This window comes from Diaphorobacter sp. LR2014-1 (assembly GCF_002916785.1).
GTDB lineage: Bacteria > Pseudomonadota > Gammaproteobacteria > Burkholderiales > Burkholderiaceae_C > Diaphorobacter > Diaphorobacter nitroreducens.
Genome location: NZ_MTBE01000015.1, coordinates 1 through 21,307, shown reverse-complemented (window position 1 = coordinate 21,307; position 21,307 = coordinate 1). Strand labels below are relative to the sequence as shown.

Below are 21,307 nucleotides of genomic sequence, written 5' to 3'. Positions count from 1 at the left end.
CTATGTCGGAATCTCGCCAGTTTCCAAGAAATGAAGAAACTCTTCCTTAGAAATGACTGCTACTCCTTGATCGCTAGCTTTCTTTAACTTGGCCGGCCCTGCATTCTCTCCTGCCACTAAGAGCATAAGATTTTTCGTCACCGAGCTTGCAACATGCAATCCATTATTACTAGCCGTCTCCTCCAATGTGGCTCGCTCTGAGGCCGACAATCCAGTAAAGCATATCTCAGGCCCCTTGGAAGGCCGTTTTTTCTGCACAGAATATACTAGAGACCATCCTTCACGATCTGTGAGTAGAGATATTTGCTCGTCAGTCAGGTCAGTTCTTGATCTAAGAATTCTACGCAGCTTATCCGAAACCCCTGACTTCATATCATTTATCACATTTTTTGAAAATGTAACACCAAGTCGCTTGATTTCTCCAATAGTTTCCGCCCAACCCAACTCCTGAATGCACCGCCATATTTTTTGAGCAACGCCCGCACTCATGTGGCTCGGATAAATATCATCTATCGACTCAATTGAAGATGCCCACGTTTTAAGCGTCTTACTACCCAAGCCCGCAAGATAATCAGGCTTGCCAATTGCCACAGAAGAATCCAGAGATTTAATTGTTGAAATCAAAATTTGAATATCAACCACTTGCGCGGCAGCGGGTGGCTTCTCGCTCGGCTTCACACCCGCATTAATCAACCTTTGGATTACATACCTATTCCTCTCTTGTGTCAGGAAGGAATTGATGGCTTTTGAAACCTCTACTCCAATGTCAGGAATAAGCAGAGGCGTCCACTTGGATGTATTTTTAAAATTATCTAACGAACCGTAAAAATCCGCCAAGGCTTTAGCGGTGGCTTCACCAACATGCAGAATTCCCAAGCTAAATAAAAATTTAGCTAGCGACGGTGTTTTTGAATTTTCTATCGATTTTATTAAATTCGAAGATGACAACTCTCGCAGAGCGCTTCCGCTCCCCAGCTGCAATCCAATAATATCTTCCTTCTTTAAATAATAGAGATCTGATAGATCTTTTATTTTATTTTTTTCAACCAATGCATCGATAATCTCATCACCTAAACCATCAATATCCATAGCACCGCGGCGAGAGAAGTGCTTTATCGCCTCTTTTCTCTGCGCAGGGCAATATAGTCCACCTGTGCAAAGGTAATTCTTCTCCCCCCGCTCCCGTATCACATCGCTCCCGCAAACGGGGCATTTAAGAGGCATGCGGAAATTCTTCACATAGCCGATGCGCTGATCCGCCATCACACCTACCACTTCGGGGATCACATCGCCCGCGCGCCGCACGATGACGGAGTCTCCGACACGCACTCCCTTCTTGCGAATCTCGAACAGGTTGTGCAGCGTGGCATTGGTCACCGTGACGCCGCCCACGAACACCGGCGCGAGTCGCGCCACGGGCGTCAGCTTGCCCGTGCGGCCCACCTGCACGTCGATGCCTTCCACGCGCGTGACCATCTCCTGGGCCGGGTACTTGTGGGCCACGGCCCAGCGCGGCTCGCGCGTCACAAAGCCCAGCTGGCGCTGCAGTGCCAGGCTGTTGACCTTGTAGACCACGCCGTCGATGTCGTAGGGCAGCGCGTCCCGCTCGGCCCCCACACGCTGATGGAATGCTATGAGTTCAGGAGCACCTTGCGCAATCTGCACCTGGGCTGCGACCGGAAAGCCCCATTCCTTGAGCTGCTGCAGCATGCCGAAGTGCGTGCCGAAGTCGGGCCCGCCCTCGGCAGCGGGCGTGACCTCGCCCAGGCCGTAGGCGAAGAACGACAGCGGCCGCTGCGCCGTGATGCCTGAGTCCAACTGGCGCACCGCGCCGGCGGCGGCGTTGCGCGGGTTGACGAAGGTCTTGTCGCCCTTCTCGCGCTGGCGTTCGTTGAGTGCATTGAAGTCCGCGCGGCGCATGTAGACCTCCCCGCGCACCTCCAGCACCGGCGGCACGCCGGCGGGCAGGCTCAGGGGGATCTGGCGGATGGTGCGCACGTTGTGGGTCACGTCCTCGCCCACCTCGCCATCGCCTCGCGTGGCGGCCTGCACCAAGCGCCCGCCCTCGTAGCGCAGGCTCATCGCCAGGCCGTCGAACTTGGGTTCGGCCACGTATTCCACCGGCGGCGCATCGGGCGGCAGCTTCAGTTCGCGGCGCACGCGCGCGTCGAAGGCTTTAGCGCCGCTGGCCTCTGTGTCGGTTTCAGTGCGGATGCTGAGCATGGGCACGCGGTGGCGCACCGGTGTCAGCCCGTCCAGCACCGCGCCCAGCACGCGCTGCGTGGGCGAGTCGGGCGTCACCAGGTCGGGGTAAGCGCCCTCCAGCGCCTGCAGCTGCTGGAACGCGCGGTCATACTCGGCATCGGGCACGCTCGGCGTGTCCTGGACGTAGTACTCGTGCGCCCAGCGGTTCAGCTGCTCGCGAAGCGCTTTGATTTTTGTAGCTACCAGCGCAGACCCCTTGGGCGCGGGAGCCGGAAAAAGGCTGGATTGTTCAGTCATGCCGGAAAGGGTCAGGCCCGGTCCCATTGGGCGAGGTGCAGCAGCACGCCCGACGGGTCCCAGACGTAGGTCACGCACGCGCCGTACGGTTCCTGCTTCGGCGCGGACACGCGGGCCCCAGGAAAGCGGCCCGTGCCGATGAGCTGCGAAACGTCTGCAAAACACTGGGCCGCGTCTTGCACGGAAATGTGCAGCATGCAGTTGTCCGCCCATTCCTTCACGTAGTAGCGCTGCAGGTAGAACCGCGCCCCGCCCAGGTGGAACAGGGCCAAGTCTTCGTCCGACCATTCCAGGGTGCAGCCCAGGGCCGCGTAGAACGCCTTGGACAGCGCGAAGTCCTGCGCCGGGAGGAAAGAGCGCACATCATGGGCGCGCAGGTCGATCATGCCGTTTCCTAGCTGAACAGGCGCCGCGCCAGCGCGGAGCCGGCCGAGAGTTCGCGGCTGTCCAGCTTGTCGTACAGCTGCTCAAGATCGGCGGCGATGGGCTCCATGGTCATGGCAGGCAGCGGCGTGCCGTTCTGGTCGCACAGCACGCCGTCCATGGCCTCGCCGAGCGCGGCCGCCACCTCGCGCAGGCGCGCAAAGGGCTGCTGCGAGCGGTGGACCTGGGCCACGTCCAGGCTCAGCACGATGTCCCGCACGGCGGACTGCTCGGGGTCGTCGGACATGGCGGCCTGCGCGTCGTAGGTCAGCGTGAGCACGGGCGGCAGGCCCGGCCCCTGCGCCGGCAGCACCAGCCGGCCCGGAATGGCGCCGGCGACGAGACCCAGGCGTGCGGCGTTCTGCTGCACGTAGCCGGGGCTCCAGGCCGCGTGGCGCGCCCGCAGCACGAAGGTGAGCTGCGCATCGTGCTCGCTGGCGAACTGGTCCAGCTCGCGCGCGCGGGCCACCTCGTGCAGCATGTCGGGAAAGTCGGGCGCGGCATTGATCGCGTCGGCGAAGCCCTGGGCCTTCATGACGAATTCGGAGAACTCGATCTCGTTGAGCGCACCCAGGCGGTTGGCCAGTTGCACGCCCGCCTGGAACTGCAGGTAGCGCTGGCCCGGCTGAGGCGTTTCCCACTGGCGCGTGGCCTCGTTCAGCCCCTCAATGGCAAACGGCTTGCTGCCCGCGCGGCGCGTGGGCGGCATGGCGGCGAGTGCAGCGTCGCCCGAAACCTGCTGCTCGGCCACGATGGGAGCGATGGCGTCGATCAGCGGATCCAGCCCGCCGCGGCGCTCGGCCGTGGGCACGGGCAGGTCCAGCGCATCACGCAGATCCACGGCGTGGCCGTCAAAGCCGGGCTCGGCCTCGCCTTCGGCGCCGCTCCCGGCAAGCACCGCGCCGGTGAGCCCCGCGCCGGTAAGCACCGCGCCGGTAAGCACCGCGCCATCAAAGGCGGGCTCATGGCGCGCCACCGGCTCCTGCGCGGGATCGGCCTCGGCCGGCCGCGGGCGCTTGGGCGCGTTGCGGTGGGTTGTCCAGGCGTTGTAGGCGACGACGACGATCAGCACGAGCGCGCCGGCGATGATGAGACCAAGTTGGAAGTTGCTCATGGTGAATACGGGGTCAGGCCTCGGCCATGGACAGCGCGGACTCCATGTCCACGGCCACGATGCGCGACACGCCCTGCTCCTGCATGGTGACGCCGATCAGTTGCTCGGCCATCTCCATGGCGATCTTGTTGTGGCTGATGAAGAGGAACTGCGTTCCCTTGGACATGCTGGACACCAGCTTGGCATACCGCTCGGTGTTGGCATCATCCAGCGGTGCGTCCACTTCGTCCAGCAGGCAGAACGGAGCGGGGTTGAGCTGGAAGATGGCGAACACCAGCGCGATCGCGGTGAGTGCTTTCTCGCCGCCCGACAGCAGGTGGATGGTCTGGTTCTTCTTGCCCGGCGGCTGGGCCATGACCTGCACGCCGGAGTCGAGGATCTCGTCACCCGTCATGATGAGCTTGGCCTGGCCGCCGCCGAACAGTTCGGGGAACATGCGGCCGAAGTGCCCGTTGACGGTCTCGAAGGTGCCCGACAGCAGGGTGCGCGTCTCGCCGTCGATCTTGCGGATGGCGTCCTCCAGCGTGGTCATGGCCAGCGTCAGGTCTTCGGTCTGCGCGTCCAGGAAGCCCTTGCGCTCGCGCGCGAGCTGCAACTCCTCCAGCGCGGCCAGGTTCACCGCGCCCAGCGCCGTGATCTCGCGGTGCAGGCGGTCGATCTCGCCCTGCAACCCCGCCATGCGCACGCCACCGTCCTGGATGGAGCGCTCCACCGCCGCCAGGTCGGCCTGCGCGTCCGCCAGCAGCGTGCTGTACTGCTCCAGGCCCAGGCGCGCCGCCTGCTCCTTGAGCTGGAACTCCGTGATGCGTGCGCGCAGGGGCTCCAGCGTGCGCTCGTTCTGCATGCGCAGTTCGTCGCTGGCGCGCAGCCGCGCCGTCAGGTCGTCGTACCGGCTGCGCTGGGCGGCCAGGTCTTTTTCGCGCTCGATCTTCAGGTCCAGCGCCTGCTGCAGGCCGCCCTGGGCGGCGGCATCGGACAGGCGCGAAAGCTCGTCCTGCGCGCGCTGGCGCTCATCGTGCAACGCGCGTGCCTGGGTGGCCGCGGTGTCGATGGTGCGCGCCAGCTCGGCACGCCGGGCCTGCAGGCTGCGCTGGGAGAACTGGGCCTCCTGCGCCTGGCGCTCCAGCGCGCGCTGCTGCTCACGGCATTCGGCCAGGCGGCGCTCGGCCTCGATCACACGGTCGCCCAGCTGAGCGTGGCGCTCCTGGCTGTCGGCCAGTTGCATGTCCAGTTCTTCAAAACGCGCCTCCGCGGTGACGCGGCGCTCCTGCAGGTCGCCCAACTGCGCCTCGACCTCGGACAGATCGGCGCCAATCTGCTCGCTGCGCGCCCGGGTCTGCTCGGCCAGTTGCGACAGGCGCAGGGTCTCGACCTGCAGCTCGTGCGCGCGGCCTTGGGCCTCGCTGGCCTCGCGGCGCGCGGCCACCAGGCGCTGCGCCGCGTCGGCGTACAGGCTCTCGGCACGCACCAGCGCCGTGCGCGCCTCCTCGGCGATCAATGCCTGGGCACGCAGCTCCTTCTCCAGGTGTTCGATCTCCTGCGCCCGGGCCAGCAGGCCGGACTGCTCGGAGTCCTGCGCATAAAAACTCACGCTGTGCGCGCCCACGGCATGGCCCGCTGCCACATAGATGGCCTCGCCCGGCTGCAACTGCGCGCGGCGGTTCAGCGCATCGTCCAGCGTCTGCGCGGTGTAGCAGCCCTGCAGCCAGTCCACGAGCACGGCGTGCAGCCCGGCGTCGTGCACGCGCAGCAGATCCGACAAGCGTGATGAACCAGCGGGGGCTTCGGGCGCGGGCGCAGACGGCGCGCTGTAGAAAGCCAGCCGCGCCGGAGGCGCATCCTGCCCGCCCGCGCCCAGGAAGCCGCGCACCATGTCCAGCCGGCCCACGGGCAGCGCGGCCAGGCGCTCGCGCAGCGCGGCCTCCAGCGCGTTCTCCCAGCCGGGTTCGATGTGGATGCGGCTCCACAGTCCCTGCAGCCCTTCCAACCCGTGCTTGGCCAGCCAGGGCTGGAGCTTGCCGTCCACCTTGACCTTTTCCTGCAAGGCCTTGAGCGCTTCCAGCCGCGCGGACAGGTCGGCCTGCCGGACCGTTTCCTGGTTCACGACCTGCTGGCGCGCGCGGCGGTCCTCGTCGAGCTGGGGCACGCTGTCCTGCAGCTCGGCCAGGCGCGCCTCGGCCATCTCGGCGCCCTCCTCGGCCTGCTGCAACTGCTGGCGCAGGTTGGCCAGGCGCGCCTCGTCGGGCGCAGCCAGGGCATTGCGGTCGGTGCGCAGGCGCTCCAGGCGCGCCTCCAGTTGGCGGCTTTGCTCGTCCAGGCTGCGCTGCTCGGCCGCCAGCACCTGGATCTGCTGCTGCACCTGCGCCACGGCGGCGCGCTGCTCGTCGCTGCGCTGCTGGCTCTGGCGCAGGGCGTCTTCCAGCTCGGGCAGGCGTGTCGCCTGCTCCTCGACCTGTGCGGCCAGGATCTCGGCCTGCTCCTCGGCATTCATGCCGGCGCCTTCGATGCTTTCGACTTCCGCTTCAGCCTCTTCCTTGCGCGCGGACCACTGGGCGATCTGCTCGGCCAGTTGCACCAGGCGCTGCTCCACGCGCTGGCGGCCCTCGACCACGTAGCGGATCTCGGCTTCCAGCTTGCCGACCTCGGCCGTGGCCTCATAGAGGCGCCCCTGTGCCTGGTTGACCTTGTCGCCCGCCTCGTAGTGCGCCTGGCGGATGGTCTCCAGGTCGGCCTCCACATGGCGCAGGTCGGCCATGCGCGACTCCAGGTCGTTCACGGCGGCCAGGCCCTCGGTGCGCACGCGGGCCTGTTCGCTTTCCGCCTCGGCGCGCTTCAGGAACCACAGCTGGTGCTGCTTGAGGGTCACGTCCTGCTGCAGCGCGTTGTAGCGCGCGGCCACCTCGGCCTGCTTTTCCAGCTTGTCGAGGTTGGCATTGAGTTCGCGCAGGATGTCCTCCACCCGCGTGAGGTTCTCCCGCGTGTCGGACAGGCGGTTCTCGGTCTCGCGCCGGCGCTCCTTGTACTTGGACACGCCCGCGGCTTCTTCAAGGAACAGGCGCAGTTCCTCGGGGCGACTTTCGATGATGCGGCTGATCGTGCCCTGGCCGATGATGGCGTAGGCGCGCGGGCCCAGGCCCGTGCCCAGGAACACGTCCTGCACGTCGCGGCGACGCACCGGCTGGTTGTTGATGAAGTAGCTGCTGGTGCCGTCGCGCGTGAGTACGCGCTTGACGGCAATCTCGGTGAACTGGTTCCACTGCCCGCCCGCGCGGTGGTCGCTGTTGTCGAACGTCAGCTCCACGCTGGAACGGCTGGCCGGCTTGCGGCTGGTGGTGCCGTTGAAGATCACGTCCTGCATGCTCTCGCCGCGCAGCTCGCTGGCCTTGCTCTCGCCCAGCACCCAGCGCACGGCGTCCATGATGTTGGACTTGCCGCAACCGTTGGGGCCCACCACGCCCACGAGTTGCCCCGGCAGCATGAAGTTGGTGGGCTCGGCAAACGACTTGAAGCCGGCGAGTTTGATCGAGTTAAGACGCACGGGTCAGGCGTTGGACAGGGCGGTTCGCAGGTGCAGGAAAGACCGGAATCATACCGTGGCGCTCGTGTCGGCCCCATGCCCAGCCGGGCATCGTTCGATTGCAAGCAAAAAAGGCCTCTAGCGCTTACCCAGCAAGCGCCAGCAGCTATTCTTACGAGAGCATCCTACGGCAGCTCAGCCCCCACGCGGGGCGAAGGCAATGATGGCCATGCCGCACAGCGTGACGGCCACGCCCAGCCAGTCCCATGGGCCGGGGCGCACGCCGTCCACCGTCCACAGCCAGACCAGCGCCACGGCCACATACACGCCGCCGTAGGCCGCGTACACACGCCCCGTGGCCGCCGGATGCAGCGTGAGCAGCCAGGCAAACAGCGCCAGGCTGGCGGCCGCCGGCACCAGCAGCCAGGCGCTGCGCCCCTGGCGCAACCACAACCAGGGCAGATAGCAACCGACGATCTCCGCCACGGCAGTGAGCAGGAACAGGGCCAGGGTCTTGAAGGGCAGCATGCGTGAATGCGTGATGGAAAAGAAGGCCGCAGCGATCAGACGCCGGCCCGCTTCAGCACCAAGGCCTCGAACGCCGCGGCCTGCAGCGGTGGGCTGAGCAGATAGCCCTGCCAGGCGTGGCAGCCGTTGCGCTCCAGAAAGGCGCGCTGCGCCTCGGTCTCAACGCCCTCGGCCACCACCCGCAGGCCCAGGCTGGTGCCCAGGGCGACGATCGTGCGTGCGATCACGGCATCGTTGGGGTCGGTGAGCACGTCGCGCACGAAGCTCTTGTCGATCTTCAGTTCGTGCAGGGGCAGGCGCTTGAGGTAGGCCAGCGACGAGTAGCCAGTGCCGAAGTCGTCCAGCGAGAAGCCCACGCCGTAGCCACGCAACTGCACCATCTTGGCGATGGTGTCCTCCACGTCCTGCAGCAGCATGCCCTCGGTCAGTTCCAGCCGCAGGCGGCGCGCGTCGGCGCCCGAGGCGGCCAGCGCCTCCAGCACCTGGGGCACGAAGCTACCCTCGTGGAACTGGCGCGGGCTCACGTTCACCGCGACGGTGAGCTCACCCAGCACGGGGTGCGCGCTCCACTGCGCCAGCTGTGCGCAGGCGCTGCGCATCACCCACTCGCCCACGCGCAGGATCAGTCCGCTTTCTTCCGCCAAGGGAATGAATTCCGCTGGCGAGATGAAGCCCCTGTCCGGGTGGCGCCAGCGTACCAGCGCCTCGGCGCCCGTGATGCGGCCCTGGTCCACCTTGGGCTGGTAGAACAGTTCTAACTGCCCCGCATCCAGTCCGGCGCGCAGGTCCGCCTCCAGCGCCGCGCGTTCGGACACCGCAGCCTGCATCTGTGGATCGAAAAAGCGCAGCGTATCGCGCCCGGCGGCCTTGGCCTCGTACATGGCAAGGTCGCTGCGCTTGAGCAGCTCGTCCGCCGATTCGCGCACCCCGCGGAAGATGGCGATGCCCACGCTGAGCGCCGTGTGGTGCTGCTGACCGTCGATGTCGAAGGGCGCGCGAATGGCCGCCAGGATCGTCTGGCCCATCTCCTCGGCGCGGTTGGCTGCCTCCTGCGGGTCGGCGCCCAGGTCCTTGAGCACCACGACGAACTCGTCGCCGCCGTGGCGCGCCAGGGTTTCGTCCTCGGGCACGCAGTCGCGCAACCGCCGGGCCACCTCGCGCAGCAGGCGGTCACCCATGTCGGGGCCTTGCGTCTCGTTGATGGTCTTGAAGTTGTCCAGGTCCAGCATCATCACCGCGCCGCACAGCTGATGGCGGGCGCTCATGGCCAGCGCCTGCTCCAGGCGGTCCAGCAGCAGGCGGCGGTTGGGCAGGCCGGTGAGCGGATCGTTGTAGGCCAGGTAGCGCACCTCTTCCTCGGCCGCCTTGCGCTGGCTCTGGTCCACCATGGTGACGATGTGCGAGTCACCCAGGATCATGCCGGACAGCTCGACCGCGCGGCGCACGCCCGACTTGGCGGTGATCACGCATTCCACGGTACGGATGGCACCGTCGGGGTTCTCCAGCGCCGCCGTGCATGCGGCGTGCCATGCCTCGCGCGCATGCTCGCGTTGGTGTGCGTCGGGCATTACCAGGCGCCACCAGGTGTCCACGTCGGGCGCCTCGCGTATGTCGTAGCCGCAGATCTGGACATGACGGTCGTTGCGGAACACGATCTTGCCGTCCTGCACCTGGTTCACGCCCACGGGCATGTGGTTCAGGATGTTACGCAGGTGCTCCTCGCTCTGGCGCAGCACCTGCTCCATGTGCTTGCGCTTGCTGATGTCCTGCACCACCGCAAGATGGTGCTCGGGCTGGCCTTCCAGGCGCAGCGGCGAGACCATGAGGTCCACCCACACCTCGCTGCCGTCCTTGCGGCGGTAGCGCTTTTCCATGCGGTATTCGCTCAGCTCACCGGCCAGCATCCGCTGCAATTGCTCCAGGTCCGCGGCCAGGTCGCTGGGCTCGCTGAAGTCCTGAAAGCGCATCTGCTGCAGTTCCTGCGCGCTGTAGCCCAGCAGGTCGCAGAACTTCTGGTTCATGCGCACCAGGCGGCCGGTGCGCGAGTCGGTCTGGGCGATGCCCACCGCGGCCTGGTTGAACACGGCGCGCAGGCGCGCCTCGCTTTCGCGCAAGGCCGTATCGGTCTCCTTGGCATGGTCCAGTGCCTGCGACCGCCGCAGCACCAGCATGGATACCAGCGCGGTGAGCAGTGCGGTCACCAACAGACCGCCAGAGCCCAGCAGCCAGGGCAGGCGCGACTCCTGCGGCGAGAGGAACGGCACGACGGGCTGGAACTGCAGGCTCCAGCGCCTTCCGCCTACGCGCACGCTTTGCTCATATTCCATGGCAGAGGTGCCGACGCGCGTCTCCGATTCAAAGAGGGATTGCGGCGGAGCAGGCACCTCGCTGTTGAAGGGGCCCACGTCCGCCATGCGCAGCGCCAGGCCCTGCATGTTGCCCGCGGTGCGCACGGCATGCACGATGTCGTAGATGCGCAGGCTCACGCCCACCGCCCCCAGGAAGCGCGCCGGCCCCGCCTGTCCGGCCGCCGGCTCGGCAAACACCGGCATGCGGATGATGACGCCCGTGCGGTGCTCGGTTTCCTGGTGCAGCTCGAACGGCGCGGAGGCGACCAGCCCGCCGGTGTCGCGCGCACGGCGCATGGCTTCGAGGTTCGCCGGCTGGGAATGGATCTCCAACCCTTGCACGCCGCTGTTGCCCCCCTGGGGCCAGAGGTAGTCCACCACGAAATAGTCGGGCAATACGGCCTGTGGATGGATGGCGAAATCCCGCGGCAGGTCGCCGTCCAGATGCGGGTCGGAGCGCGCCTGCTCTTCGAAGGCCGCCCGCCGGGGGCCGGGCACGTACCGCGTAAAGTTGATGTTCTTCACGCCGGGGTGGTAATGCTGCAGATCCAGCTCACGCGCCACGCGCTCGAAGTCGGCGCGCCGCAGCTGCGGATTCACCGTCAGCAGGCCGCGCATGCCCTGCAGCAAATCCGCGTGGGATTCCATGCGCCGCTGCAGCGTCTCGGCGAACAGCCGGGCCTCCTGCTCGAAACGCACCCGCGCGATGGCCTGCATGGAGGACTGCTGCTGGTGGTACAGCGCGTAGCTTGCCGCGCAACCGGCCAGCGCCACGGCCGCTCCGGGGAGCCAGTGCCAGGGGAACGAGCGCTGTGCGTGGGATGTCGGCATGCGGGCAGATGGACAGGGAGGACAACGGGTGATAGGACGCCGCCTCGCCGCAGAGCATAGCGGCATTTACCCGTGCGGGGGCAACAGACACCGCCAACGTCTGCTGCGACCGCGCGGCTGCGGCGCCTGCGCAATTCCCCACGCCGGCGTCGCCAGCCGCCGGCCCGTACCATGGCCGCATCAGGAGTGTCCGCCATCGTGTTGTTTCGGTTGTTCGAAAATCGTGTCCCCCCGTACCCTGCGGCCGAGCCGACCGTGCCGCCCGCCGGGTTCCTCGCCTTCGTGTGGGCCAGCACGCGCGGCCTGCGCGGCTATGTCGGGGCCATGGCCGCCCTGTCTGCCGTGGTGGCCATCTACGAGGCGCTGCTGTTTGCCGTGCTGGGACGGGTGGTGGACTGGATCGCCGCCACTGCGCCCGAGCGCTTCTGGGCCGAGCGCGGCACGCTGCTCGCCGGGGTGGCTGCGGTGCTGGTCGCCAGCATTGGCATAGTGGCGCTGCAGACCACCGTGCGCCACCAGGTGCTGGCCATCAACTTCCCGCTGCGCCTGCGTTGGAACTTCCACCGGCTGATGCTGGGCCAAAGCATGGCGTTCTATGCAGACGAGTTCGCGGGCCGCATCACCACCAAGATCATGCAGACCGCGCTGGCCGTGCGCGACATGATCTTTACCACCTGCGACGTGGCGATCGGCATGGGCGTCTACCTGGTCACCATCCTGGCACTGGCGGGCGGCTTTGAATGGCGGCTGCTGCTGCCCTTTCTTGCGTGGGCGCTGTGCTACGCGGCCGCGTGCTGGTACTTCGTGCCACGCCTGGGCCAGGTGAGCAAGGCCCAGGCCGACGCGCGCTCCGTCATGACCGGCCGCGTGACGGACGCTTACACCAACATCGCCACGGTGAAGCTGTTCTCGCACACGCGGCGCGAGGCCGAGTTTGCCCGCGCGGCGATGGACGCGTTCAAGACCACGGGCTACGCACAGATGCGGCTGGTCAGCCGCTTCGAGATCGTGAACCACGCCCTGGTGGTGGGCATGATCCTCGGTGCCTGCGGCACGGCGCTATGGCTGTGGTCACGGGGCGAGGTAGGCGCCGGCGCGGTGGCCGCGGTGACCGCCATGGCACTGCGCGTTTCAGGCCACGCCCACTGGGTGATGTGGGAGATGACCACGCTGTTCGAGAGCGTGGGCACCATCCAGGACGGCATCAACACCCTCACCCGCCCGCGCACGGTGGTGGATGCGCCCGATGCCCGCCCGTTGCAGGTCACGCGTGGCGAGGTGCAGTTTGAGAACGTGCGCTTCGGCTACCGCGACGGCGCGGCAGTGATCGACGGGCTGAACCTCACCATCCGCCCAGGCGAGCGCATCGGGCTGATCGGCCGATCCGGCGCGGGCAAGTCCACGCTGGTCAACCTGCTGCTGCGCTTTCATGACGTGCAGGGCGGACGCATTCTGGTGGACGGGCAGGACATCGCCCACGTCACGCAGGACAGCCTGCGCCAAGCGATCGGCATGGTCACGCAGGACACTTCGCTGCTGCACCGATCAATGCGCGACAACATCCTGTACGGCCGCCCCGATGCCTCCGAGGAAGACATGCGCCTGGCTGCCGAACGCGCCAAGGCCGCGCAATTCATCGACGAGCTGACCGACCTGCAGGGCCGCCGCGGCTACGACGCCCAGGTGGGCGAGCGCGGCGTCAAGCTCTCGGGCGGGCAGCGCCAGCGCGTGGCGATCGCGCGCGTGATGCTCAAGGACGCCCCGATCCTGCTGCTGGACGAGGCCACCAGCGCGCTGGACTCCGAGGTGGAGGCCGCCATCCAGCAGAGCCTGGACGGACTGATGCAGGGCAAGACGGTGATCGCCATCGCGCACCGCCTGTCCACCATCGCCGCCATGGACCGGCTCATCGTGCTGGACGCCGGCCGCATCGTCGAGGAAGGCACGCACGCACAGCTGCTGGCGCAAGGGGGTGTCTATGCGCGGCTGTGGACGCACCAGAGCGGCGGCTTCATGGGACAGGACCCGGACGAGGCCTGAGCGATACAGGATCGGCCGCGCACGATCATGGCAATCGGGATAGAAATAGGCCTCCGAGGCAATACTGGCAAGCGCCAACAGCTCTTATAACAATAGCACAAGAGACCGACGAGTCCCGGTTCAGCTCTGCTCCTCGGGGCCCAGGGGATGGGGGCGCTGCGGCTCGTGCGGCGGCAACTGCAGGAACAGCGCCGTGGCCGCCAGCGTCAGCACACCCATGCAGGCAAACGTGGCGCGGAACGCGTGGAGCGTGTCCTGCGCATCTGCGGCGCCAAAGTAGCCCTGGAAGCTCGCCAGCACCGCCCCGGCAGCCGCCACCCCCATGCCCATGGCCAGCATCTGCACCATGGACAGCAGGCTGTTGCCGCTGCTGGCATGACCCGTGTCCAGGTCCTTGAGCGTGACCGTGTTCATGGCCGAGAACTGCATGGAGTTCACGCCACCAAACGCCGCCAGCTGCACCATCAGCAGCCACGGGGGCTGGCCGGGCGTGATCAGGCAGAAGCTGGCGATGAGCAACGCCAGCGCGCAGGTATTGACCACCAGCACCTCGCGATAGCCCCAGCGCCGCACCATGAAGGTGACCGCAGGTTTCACGGCCATGCTGCCCAGCACCGTGGGCAGCATCATCATGCCCGCCTGCATGGGTGCGTAGCCCAGGCTGACCTGCAGCACCAGCGGGATCATGAAGGGCATGCACGAGCTGCCCAGCCGCGAAAACAGGTTGCCCAGCAGCCCCACACGCAGCGTGCGCACCGCGAACAACCCCGGCACAAACAGCGGCGCATCGCTGCGCAGCGCATGCAGCCAGTAGGCCGCCAGACTGGCCAGGCCAAAGATCATCATCACCAGCGACGACGCGCTGCGCGCACCACCGCCGGCCATGCCCTCCACCGCCAGCGACACGGCCGCCATGCCAAAGGCCAGCAGGCCATAACCCACGGCGTCGAATCCACGCACGGCCAGCACCTCTCCCGCCGCCATGAAGCGCCGCGCGGCCATCAAGCCCACCAGCCCCACGGGCACATTGACCCAGAAGATCCAATGCCAGGAGGCGTACTCCACCATCCAGCCGCCCAGGGTCGGCCCGATCAGCGGCCCCACCAACCCGGGAATCGCCACGAAGCTCATGGCGCGGATGAACTCGTCGCGCGGAAACGCCCGCAGCACCGCCAGCCGCCCCACGGGCAGCAGCAGCGCACCGCCCAGCCCCTGGACCACGCGCGCGCCCACCAGCAGCGGCAGCGTGGACGACAGCGCGCACAACACTGAGCCGAGCACGAACAACGCGATCGCCGACATGAACACCCGCCGCGTGCCGAAACGGTCCGCCAGCCAGCCCGACGCCGGAATCAGCACCGCCATGGCCAGCGAATACGCCACGATCACCGAGTGCATCTGCAGCGGGCTCTCGCCCAGGTCGCGCGCCATGGCCGGCAAGGCCGTGTTGACGATGGTGGCGTCCAGCGTCTGCATGAAAAAGCCCAGGGCGACCAGCCACAGCAGCGGCTGGCGCGAAGTGGGGGAAACAGGTCCACGCGTCATGAAATCGCCCATGGCGGGCTCAGAAAAGAAGGCCAAAGTGTGCCATTGGGGCCCGTTTGCGGACTGATGCGCTGGTCATATCCGTCAAAACGGTGTTGGGCCCTGTCCACCAAACACGAACCGCTATCAAAGTAGAAGCGTTTTCCCGAGATGGTGAGTGGCCGGCATGCGAAAGGCAGTGCACCCCATCACCGGGCAAAACCCAGCAAGACGTTGCCTATCGCCGCGGGCACGTTCATGAAAATCCACGTAAATCAACTATTTACTATCACTTGTCGGCAGATTTCCCGTCATGCCGTGGTACCCTCGCGCCCCATGTTTCGTCGGTTGTGCCTGCTGCTGCTGCTTTGCTCGAATGCCTACGCCGCTCCCTCCCCCGAGGTAGAGCGGGCAGCCGCCACCCCTGCAGCCAGCATTGACCGCAGCCTGCTCGTCCAGTTACAGGACGTTCAGCACAACGTGGCAGACCGCACCTCCTCCCTGATTTCCACCGCCATGGGCTTCATCGGCGTGCCATACCGCCGGGGTGGCAGCAGTGCCGAGACGGGTTTTGATTGCAGCGGCTTCGTGCGCGCCATCTATGAGCAGGCCAAGGGCATGGTGCTTCCACGCCGCGCCAACGAGCAGGCCGCCGCCACCGAAGTCATCGACAAAAAAGACCTGCAGCCCGGCGACCTGGTGTTCTTCAACACCATGCGCCGCGCGTTCAGCCACGTAGGCATCTACGTGGGCGACGGCAAGTTCATCCATGCCCCGCGCTCCGGTGCGCAGGTGCGCGTGGAAGACATGGGCGCTTCCTACTGGCAGCGGCGCTTCAACGGTGCACGGCGTGTGACCACGGACGAAGACACTGCCGCCATGGCCATTTCCGCGCGCGCTCCGGCCGCCAACTGAGACCGGGGCCGGCACCCTGTCCGGCACTGCTGTAGTAATGGCGGTAAGTAGCTACGCACCGGGCCAGCGTTTTCAGTGCCTGCACATGGGGTGACGGTGTGCAAGCCACACAGGTGTCCTGAGTCCTTCCAGCCATGACCACACCCACGACGCGCTTTTGGCTCATGAAATCGGAGCCCGACGAATGCTCCATTGACGATGCATTGGGCGCTCCGGGCGCCACCGTGCCCTGGACCGGCGTGCGCAATTACCAGGCGCGCAACTTCATGCGCGACGAGATGCAGGTGGGGGATGGCGTGCTCTTCTACCACTCAAGCTGCCCTGCACCCGGTATCGCCGGCATTGCACGCATAGCCTCGGGCGTACGCCCCGACCCCACGCAGTTCGACCCTGAATCCCCTTACTACGACCCCAAGTCACCCCTTGAGAAACCCCGGTGGCTGCTGCGGGACGTGCAAGCCGTGCGCAAGACACGGCTCATTGGCCTGGCGGAACTGCGCGCCCATCCCGAATTAGCGTCGATGCGCGTACTGCAGCGAGGCAACCGGTTGTCGATCACGCCGCTGCAGCCGCAGGAGTGGACCTTCATCACGCAGGTGCTCGCGGCAGACTAGCGGGCCGCGCGGGTGTCCCCGTCACGCATCGACAGGCTGGAGGCGGGAGGACTGGAGGCGGGAAGAGGGAATCCCCGCCAGAAGTCCAACCTTCATCAACCCGTCCCCTTGGCGCGCAGCAGCGCTACCAGCTCCGGCACCAGCGCCTGCGGCCCACCCTCGGCAACGGCGGCGGCAAAGGTGTCGTGCACGGCCTGGGCAATGCCATCGGCCGCGCCGCCGTCGTGCGCCATGGCGGTGTAGTAGCCCATGTCCTTGAGCGCGTTGGACATGAAGAAGCGCAGCCCAGAGGGGTCCTGCTGCAGCAGGTAGGGCCGCAGGCGCTCCAGCGCCACGCCGCCGCCGCCGCCCTTGGCGAGAACATCCAGGAACACCTGCGGCGCCACGTCGGCCGCCAGCGCGCACGCGGCAGCCTCCGCGATCAGCGCCACGCTGCCCAGCGACACATAGTTGTGCAGCAGCTTCATGCGGTGGCCGCTGCCCACGGCACCGGTATGCGTGATGTTCTCGGCAAAGCACTGCAGCACCGGGCGCACTTCGTCGAGCAGTGCGGCCTCGCCGCCCACCAGCAGGTTCAGCCGGCCCTCGGCGGCCTCCTTGGGGGTGCGGGTCATCGGCGCATCCAGGAACCGCCCTCCGGCCGCCGCCACGGCGCGGGCGACGGATTCGGTGGACGAGGGAATGGCCGTGGAGCAGTCGATCACCACGGTGCCGGGCTGCAGGGCGGCCAAGGTGCCCTCCTCGCCCAGCAGCACCGCCTCTACCTGGGGCGATCCCGTCACGCACAGGATGAGCACCTGCACCTGTCGCATCAGTTCATGCACCGATGCGGCGCAGGCCACGCCCTGGGCGCGCAGTGCATCCAGGGGCTGGTTGCCAGGGTGCTCCAGCACCGTCAGCGCATAGCCCTTGCGGGCGATATTCATGGCAATGCCGTGGCCCATCAGGCCTACGCCGATCAGTCCGATGCGAGGGGTGTTCATGTGCTGCGTTTCAACCGGTGGGTGGGAAGCGGTGTCCACCGCATTGTGGCGCGCGGAGCCCCTTCAACCCACCGCCGCCGTATCCCGGAAAACCAGTACCTTCAGCGACCGCTCCTCGTCCACATCGGCGAACACCGCCGGGTTGGGAACGCGTTCCACGAACGCCAGCGAAGGCGCCTGGGATCGCATCTGCTCGCAGAGAAACTCCATCCCCAGCTCCGGCGCGTTCAGGCACAGCAGGGCGTGGCCGCGCGGTATCAGCAGTTCCGGCAGGCGCCGCATGAGCCGCGCATAGTCCTTGGTCGCGACGAAGCTGCCCTTCTGGTAGGACGGCGGATCCACGATCACCAGGTCGTACGGCCCGCTGCGCGTGATCTTGCCCCACGAGCTGAAGATGTCATGCGCCAGAAAGCGGGCACCGGCGCCCAACCCGTTGAGCTGGTGGTTCTGCTGCCCGGTGGCTATGGCACCCCGGCTCATGTCCACATTCACCACCTCCGCCGCGCCCGCCTGCAGCGCGGCAACCGAGAACGCACAGGTATAGGCGAACAGGTTGAGCACCCGAGCGCCGCGTCCGGTGCGTGCGCGGTGGTTCGCCACATGCGCGCGCACCCAGCGACGCCCTTCGGCCATGTCCAGGAACAACCCGTGGTTCTGCCCGCGCAGCACCTGGACGCGCAGGCGTGCGCCATCCTCGGTGACCACATGCGGCTCGGGCACCTCGCCCGCCATCAGCCGCGTATCGCTGCGGCCCTCGATGCGCAGCGCCTCACCGCGGTGCTGGAACACCCAGTTCAGCGGCTGCCCTGGCGCCACCTGCTGCCAGCGCGCGCGCAGGGCGCCGTCGATGGTGGCGAGTGCGTCGTCCGTCACCGGGGCGAAGCTGGTGAGCACCAGCACGGGTGGATAGGCATCCAGCGTCCACTGCTCGCTGCCGGGAAACCGCCCGCCACGCCCATGGAAGATGCGGCAGGCCTCAACGGGCGGAGTGAGGGTGGCGATGGCGTCGAGCAGGGCTTGCATGAGGGGTCGGGCGCAAAGAAAAACAGGCATCAACATGCCCTCTAACGCAGATTGTGCCAGCGCTAACAGCTATGGTTTTTACGTTATCGTCACGGTTTCATCCGCTCCGTTCAAGGCTTTTGCATGACCTTCGCTGACAACCTGCGCCAATTGCCCTCCATTGCCCACCTGGCAGCCCTGCAACTGCTGGACGACGCCGGCCAGGTGGTGGCCACCATTCCCAACCAGCCGGGTAAGACGGGCTCACTGACCGTGTACGCCGCGCTGGCCGCCAAGCACGGCGGCATCACCGTCGCCGCGGCGCAGGAAGGCCTGGAACTGTTCGCCGAACACACCGCCGATGCCCGCCAGCATCCCGGCAGCCATCCCAACATCGACCGGCTGCTGCAGGTGGTCGCGACGGGCCAGGGCTACCGCGTGGCACTGGTGCAGGCCTGAGCTGCCATGCACACTCGCCAACCCAGCACCTCATACTCAAAAACGCCTCCAGCCCTTGCACAGCAAGCGCCAGGCGCTATCAAAAGCATAAAAAAGGCAGCCAGAGGCTGCCTTTTTTGCTACGGCCGTGGCCTTTACCTGCGCTGCGGCGGCACGTCCGTGCAACTGCCGTGGGCAATCTCCGCCGCCATGCCGATGCTCTCGCCCAGCGTGGGGTGCGGGTGGATGGTCTTGCCGATGTCCACCGCGTCGGCGCCCATCTCGATGGCCAGGGCGATCTCGCCGATCATGTCGCCCGCATGCGTGCCGACCATGCCGCCGCCCAGGATGCGGCCGTGGCCGTGCGCCTCGGGGCTGTCGTCGAACAGCAGCTTGGTAAAGCCCTCGTCACGGCCGTTGGCGATGGCGCGGCCGCTGGCCGCCCAGGGGAACAGGCCCTTCTTGACCTTGATGCCCTGCGCCTTGGCCTGGTCCTCGGTCAGACCCACCCAGGCCACTTCGGGGTCGGTATAGGCCACGCTCGGGATCACGCGGGCGTTGAAGGCGGCGCTTGCCAGTTCCTTGTTGCCCTGCAGTTCGCCGGCGATGACCTCGGCCGCCACGTGCGCCTCGTGCACCGCCTTGTGCGCCAGCATGGGCTGGCCCACGATGTCGCCGATGGCGAAGATGTGCGGCACGTTGGTGCGCATCTGGATGTCGACGTTGATGAAGCCGCGGTCCGTCACGGCGACGCCAGCCTTGTCGGCGGCGATCTTCTTGCCGTTGGGGGTGCGGCCCACGGCCTGCAGCACCAGGTCGTACACCTGGGGCTCGGGCACCGCGACGCCGTCCTTGGCGGGCGCGAAGCTCACCTTGATGCCCTCGGGCGTGGCCTCGGCGGCCACGGTCTTGGTATTCAGCATCACGTTGTCGAAACGGTGCTGGTTCATCTTCTGCCACACCTTGACCAGGTCGCGGTCGGCGCCCTGCATCAGGCCGTCCAGCATCTCCACCACGTCCAGGCGCGCGCCCAGCGTGCTGTACACCGTGCCCATTTCCAGGCCGATGATGCCGCCGCCCAGGATCAGCATGCGTTTGGGCACGTCCTTGAGCGCCAGCGCGCCGGTGGAATCCACCACGCGCGGATCGTCGGGCATGAACGGCAGGCGCACGGCCTGGCTGCCGGCGGCGATGATGGCGCGCTTGAACGCCACCACCTTCTTGGCGCCGGTCTTGTCCTGGCTGGTGCCGGTGGTTTCCTCCACCTCCAGGTGGTTGGCGCCGACGAAGTGGCCGTAGCCGCGCAGCACGGTCACCTTGCGCATCTTGGCCATCTGCGCCAGCCCGCCGGTCAGCTTGCCGATGACCTTTTCCTTGTGGCCGCGCAGGGTGTCGATGTTGACCTGCGGCGCGCCGAAGTCGATGCCGGCGCTCTTCAGGTGGCTCACCTCGTCCATCACCGCGGCCACGTGCAGCAGCGCCTTGGAGGGAATGCAGCCCACGTTCAGGCACACGCCGCCCAGGGTGGCGTAGCGCTCGACCAGCACCACGTTCAGGCCCAGGTCGGCCGCGCGGAAGGCGGCGCTGTAACCGCCGGGGCCGCCGCCCAGCACCAGCACATCGCACTCCACGTCGGCACTGCCGCCGAAGCTGGCCGCTTCGGTTTTAGGAGCTGCTGGCGCTTGAGCAGCGTGCGCTGGAGCCGGTTTTGACTCAGATGGCGGTGCGCTGGGCGTGCTCGCCGCGGCAGGGGCCGCAGCCGGCGCCGCCGCTCCCTGCGCCACTTCCAGCGTCAGCAGCACGGAACCCTCGGCCACCTTGTCGCCCAGCTTGACCTTGAGCTCCTTGACCACCCCGGCGTGGCTGCTGGGAATCTCCATGGAGGCCTTGTCGGACTCCACGGTGACCAGGCTCTGCTCGGCCCGGATGGTGTCGCCCGGCTGCACCAGCACTTCGATCACGCCCACCTCGGCGAAGTCGCCGATGTCGGGCACCTTGATGTCGATGATTGCCATATGTTGTGCTCCGTCCTTACAGCAGGATGCGGCGGTAGTCCGCCAACACCTGGCCCAGGTAGGCGTTGAAGCGCGCGGCAGAGGCGCCGTCGATCACGCGGTGGTCGTACGACAGGCTCAGCGGCAGCGTAAGGCGCGGCACGAACTGCTGGCCGTCCCACACGGGCTTCATCTGGCTCTTGGACAGGCCGAGGATGGCCACCTCGGGCGCATTGATGATGGGGGTGAAATGCGTGCCGCCAATGCCGCCCAGCGAGCTGATCGACATGCTGCCGCCCTGCATGTCGGCCGCACCCAGCTTGCCGTCGCGGGCCTTCTTGGCCAGCTCGGCCATCTCGGCGCTGATCTGCAGGATGCCCTTCTTGTCGGCATCTTTTAGCACGGGCACCACCAGGCCGTTGGGCGTGTCGGCCGCAAAGCCGATGTGGAAGTACTGCTTGTAGACCAGCGCGTCGCCGTCCAGGCTGGCGTTGAACTCGGGGAACTTCTTCAGCGCCGCGACCACGGCCTTGA

Annotated in this window: 15 protein-coding genes; 4 read left to right on the top strand and 11 right to left on the bottom strand. The window is 66.7% G+C overall.

Going from position 1 to position 21,307, the window contains the following annotated elements:
* The 6 genes from ligA to BV908_RS11880 form a co-directional block, all read right to left on the bottom strand.
* Entirely contained in the window at nt 1–2,502 is a 2,502-nt protein-coding gene (gene ligA / locus BV908_RS11905; RefSeq protein WP_103738278.1) for an NAD-dependent DNA ligase LigA, read from the bottom strand.
* Between the two features lie 11 nt (nt 2,503–2,513).
* Entirely contained in the window at nt 2,514–2,888 is a 375-nt protein-coding gene (locus BV908_RS11900; protein WP_103738244.1) for a hypothetical protein, read from the bottom strand.
* A gap of 8 nt (nt 2,889–2,896) precedes the next feature.
* Nucleotides 2,897–4,039, bottom strand: coding sequence for a cell division protein FtsZ (locus tag BV908_RS11895; RefSeq protein ID WP_103738243.1), 1,143 nt, complete (start codon nt 4,037–4,039; stop codon nt 2,897–2,899).
* Nucleotides 4,040–4,052: 13 nt separating this feature from the next.
* Entirely contained in the window at nt 4,053–7,577 is a 3,525-nt protein-coding gene (gene smc / locus BV908_RS11890) for a chromosome segregation protein SMC (protein WP_103738242.1), read from the bottom strand.
* A 174-nt stretch (nt 7,578–7,751) separates the two neighbouring features.
* Nucleotides 7,752–8,084 (bottom strand): YnfA family protein, encoded by a 333-nt coding sequence (locus BV908_RS11885; protein ID WP_011805330.1) that lies wholly within the window; start codon nt 8,082–8,084, stop codon nt 7,752–7,754.
* Nucleotides 8,085–8,119: 35 nt separating this feature from the next.
* Nucleotides 8,120–11,263 (bottom strand): EAL domain-containing protein, encoded by a 3,144-nt coding sequence (locus BV908_RS11880; protein ID WP_103738241.1) that lies wholly within the window; start codon nt 11,261–11,263, stop codon nt 8,120–8,122.
* Nucleotides 11,264–11,434: 171 nt separating this feature from the next.
* On the opposite strand from BV908_RS11880, the gene BV908_RS11875 reads away from it, so the two are divergent.
* Nucleotides 11,435–13,303: an ABC transporter ATP-binding protein gene (locus tag BV908_RS11875; RefSeq protein ID WP_281631031.1), complete on the top strand. Its 1,869-nt coding sequence runs from the start codon at nt 11,435–11,437 to the stop codon at nt 13,301–13,303.
* 120 nt (nt 13,304–13,423) lie between these two features.
* Here BV908_RS11875 and mdtD read toward each other — a convergent pair whose 3' ends face one another.
* Complete coding sequence (gene mdtD, locus BV908_RS11870; RefSeq protein WP_103738240.1) at nt 13,424–14,860, bottom strand: multidrug transporter subunit MdtD; 1,437 nt, start codon at nt 14,858–14,860, stop codon at nt 13,424–13,426.
* Nucleotides 14,861–15,163: 303 nt separating this feature from the next.
* On the opposite strand from mdtD, the gene BV908_RS11865 reads away from it, so the two are divergent.
* Nucleotides 15,164–15,742, top strand: coding sequence for a C40 family peptidase (locus tag BV908_RS11865; RefSeq protein WP_047351460.1), 579 nt, complete (start codon nt 15,164–15,166; stop codon nt 15,740–15,742).
* Nucleotides 15,743–15,876: 134 nt separating this feature from the next.
* Entirely contained in the window at nt 15,877–16,356 is a 480-nt protein-coding gene (locus tag BV908_RS11860; RefSeq protein WP_015913211.1) for an EVE domain-containing protein, read from the top strand.
* A 95-nt stretch (nt 16,357–16,451) separates the two neighbouring features.
* Here the strand turns inward: BV908_RS11860 and BV908_RS11855 are convergent, their stop codons facing one another.
* Together BV908_RS11855 and BV908_RS11850 are read right to left on the bottom strand one after the other, a co-directional pair.
* Nucleotides 16,452–17,339 carry an NAD(P)-dependent oxidoreductase gene (locus BV908_RS11855; protein ID WP_103738239.1) on the bottom strand — a complete coding sequence of 296 codons (888 nt, stop codon included), beginning with the start codon at nt 17,337–17,339 and terminating at the stop codon, nt 16,452–16,454.
* A 63-nt stretch (nt 17,340–17,402) separates the two neighbouring features.
* Nucleotides 17,403–18,362 (bottom strand): class I SAM-dependent methyltransferase, encoded by a 960-nt coding sequence (locus tag BV908_RS11850; protein WP_103738238.1) that lies wholly within the window; start codon nt 18,360–18,362, stop codon nt 17,403–17,405.
* 123 nt (nt 18,363–18,485) lie between these two features.
* Between BV908_RS11850 and BV908_RS11845 the strand changes: the two genes are divergently transcribed.
* On the top strand, nt 18,486–18,800 hold the full coding sequence (locus tag BV908_RS11845; protein ID WP_103738237.1) for a DUF2322 family protein: 315 nt from the start codon (nt 18,486–18,488) through the stop codon (nt 18,798–18,800).
* 134 nt (nt 18,801–18,934) lie between these two features.
* On the opposite strand, the gene lpdA is transcribed toward BV908_RS11845, so the two are convergent.
* Entirely contained in the window at nt 18,935–20,794 is a 1,860-nt protein-coding gene (gene lpdA, locus BV908_RS11840; protein ID WP_103738236.1) for a dihydrolipoyl dehydrogenase, read from the bottom strand.
* 16 nt (nt 20,795–20,810) lie between these two features.
* On the bottom strand, nt 20,811–21,307 hold a 497-nt coding region (locus BV908_RS11835), incomplete at its 5' end, for a 2-oxo acid dehydrogenase subunit E2 (RefSeq protein WP_210434020.1).

Bases quoted from the DNA above. Each gene is read 5' to 3' on its own strand.
- BV908_RS11855 (WP_103738239.1), bottom strand. From the start codon at position 17,339: ATGAACACCCCTCGCATCGGACTGATCGGCGTAGGCCTGATGGGCCAC.
- BV908_RS11865 (WP_047351460.1), top strand. From the start codon at position 15,164: ATGTTTCGTCGGTTGTGCCTGCTGCTGCTGCTTTGCTCGAATGCCTAC.
- BV908_RS11885 (WP_011805330.1), bottom strand. From the start codon at position 8,084: ATGCTGCCCTTCAAGACCCTGGCCCTGTTCCTGCTCACTGCCGTGGCG.
- BV908_RS11875 (WP_281631031.1), top strand. From the start codon at position 11,435: ATGGCCGCATCAGGAGTGTCCGCCATCGTGTTGTTTCGGTTGTTCGAA.
- lpdA (WP_103738236.1), bottom strand. From the start codon at position 20,794: ATGGCAATCATCGACATCAAGGTGCCCGACATCGGCGACTTCGCCGAG.
- BV908_RS11850 (WP_103738238.1), bottom strand. From the start codon at position 18,362: ATGCAAGCCCTGCTCGACGCCATCGCCACCCTCACTCCGCCCGTTGAG.
- BV908_RS11900 (WP_103738244.1), bottom strand. From the start codon at position 2,888: ATGATCGACCTGCGCGCCCATGATGTGCGCTCTTTCCTCCCGGCGCAG.
- ligA (WP_103738278.1), bottom strand. From the start codon at position 2,502: ATGACTGAACAATCCAGCCTTTTTCCGGCTCCCGCGCCCAAGGGGTCT.
- BV908_RS11845 (WP_103738237.1), top strand. From the start codon at position 18,486: ATGACCTTCGCTGACAACCTGCGCCAATTGCCCTCCATTGCCCACCTG.
- BV908_RS11895 (WP_103738243.1), bottom strand. From the start codon at position 4,039: ATGAGCAACTTCCAACTTGGTCTCATCATCGCCGGCGCGCTCGTGCTG.
- BV908_RS11880 (WP_103738241.1), bottom strand. From the start codon at position 11,263: ATGCCGACATCCCACGCACAGCGCTCGTTCCCCTGGCACTGGCTCCCC.
- BV908_RS11860 (WP_015913211.1), top strand. From the start codon at position 15,877: ATGACCACACCCACGACGCGCTTTTGGCTCATGAAATCGGAGCCCGAC.
- mdtD (WP_103738240.1), bottom strand. From the start codon at position 14,860: ATGGGCGATTTCATGACGCGTGGACCTGTTTCCCCCACTTCGCGCCAG.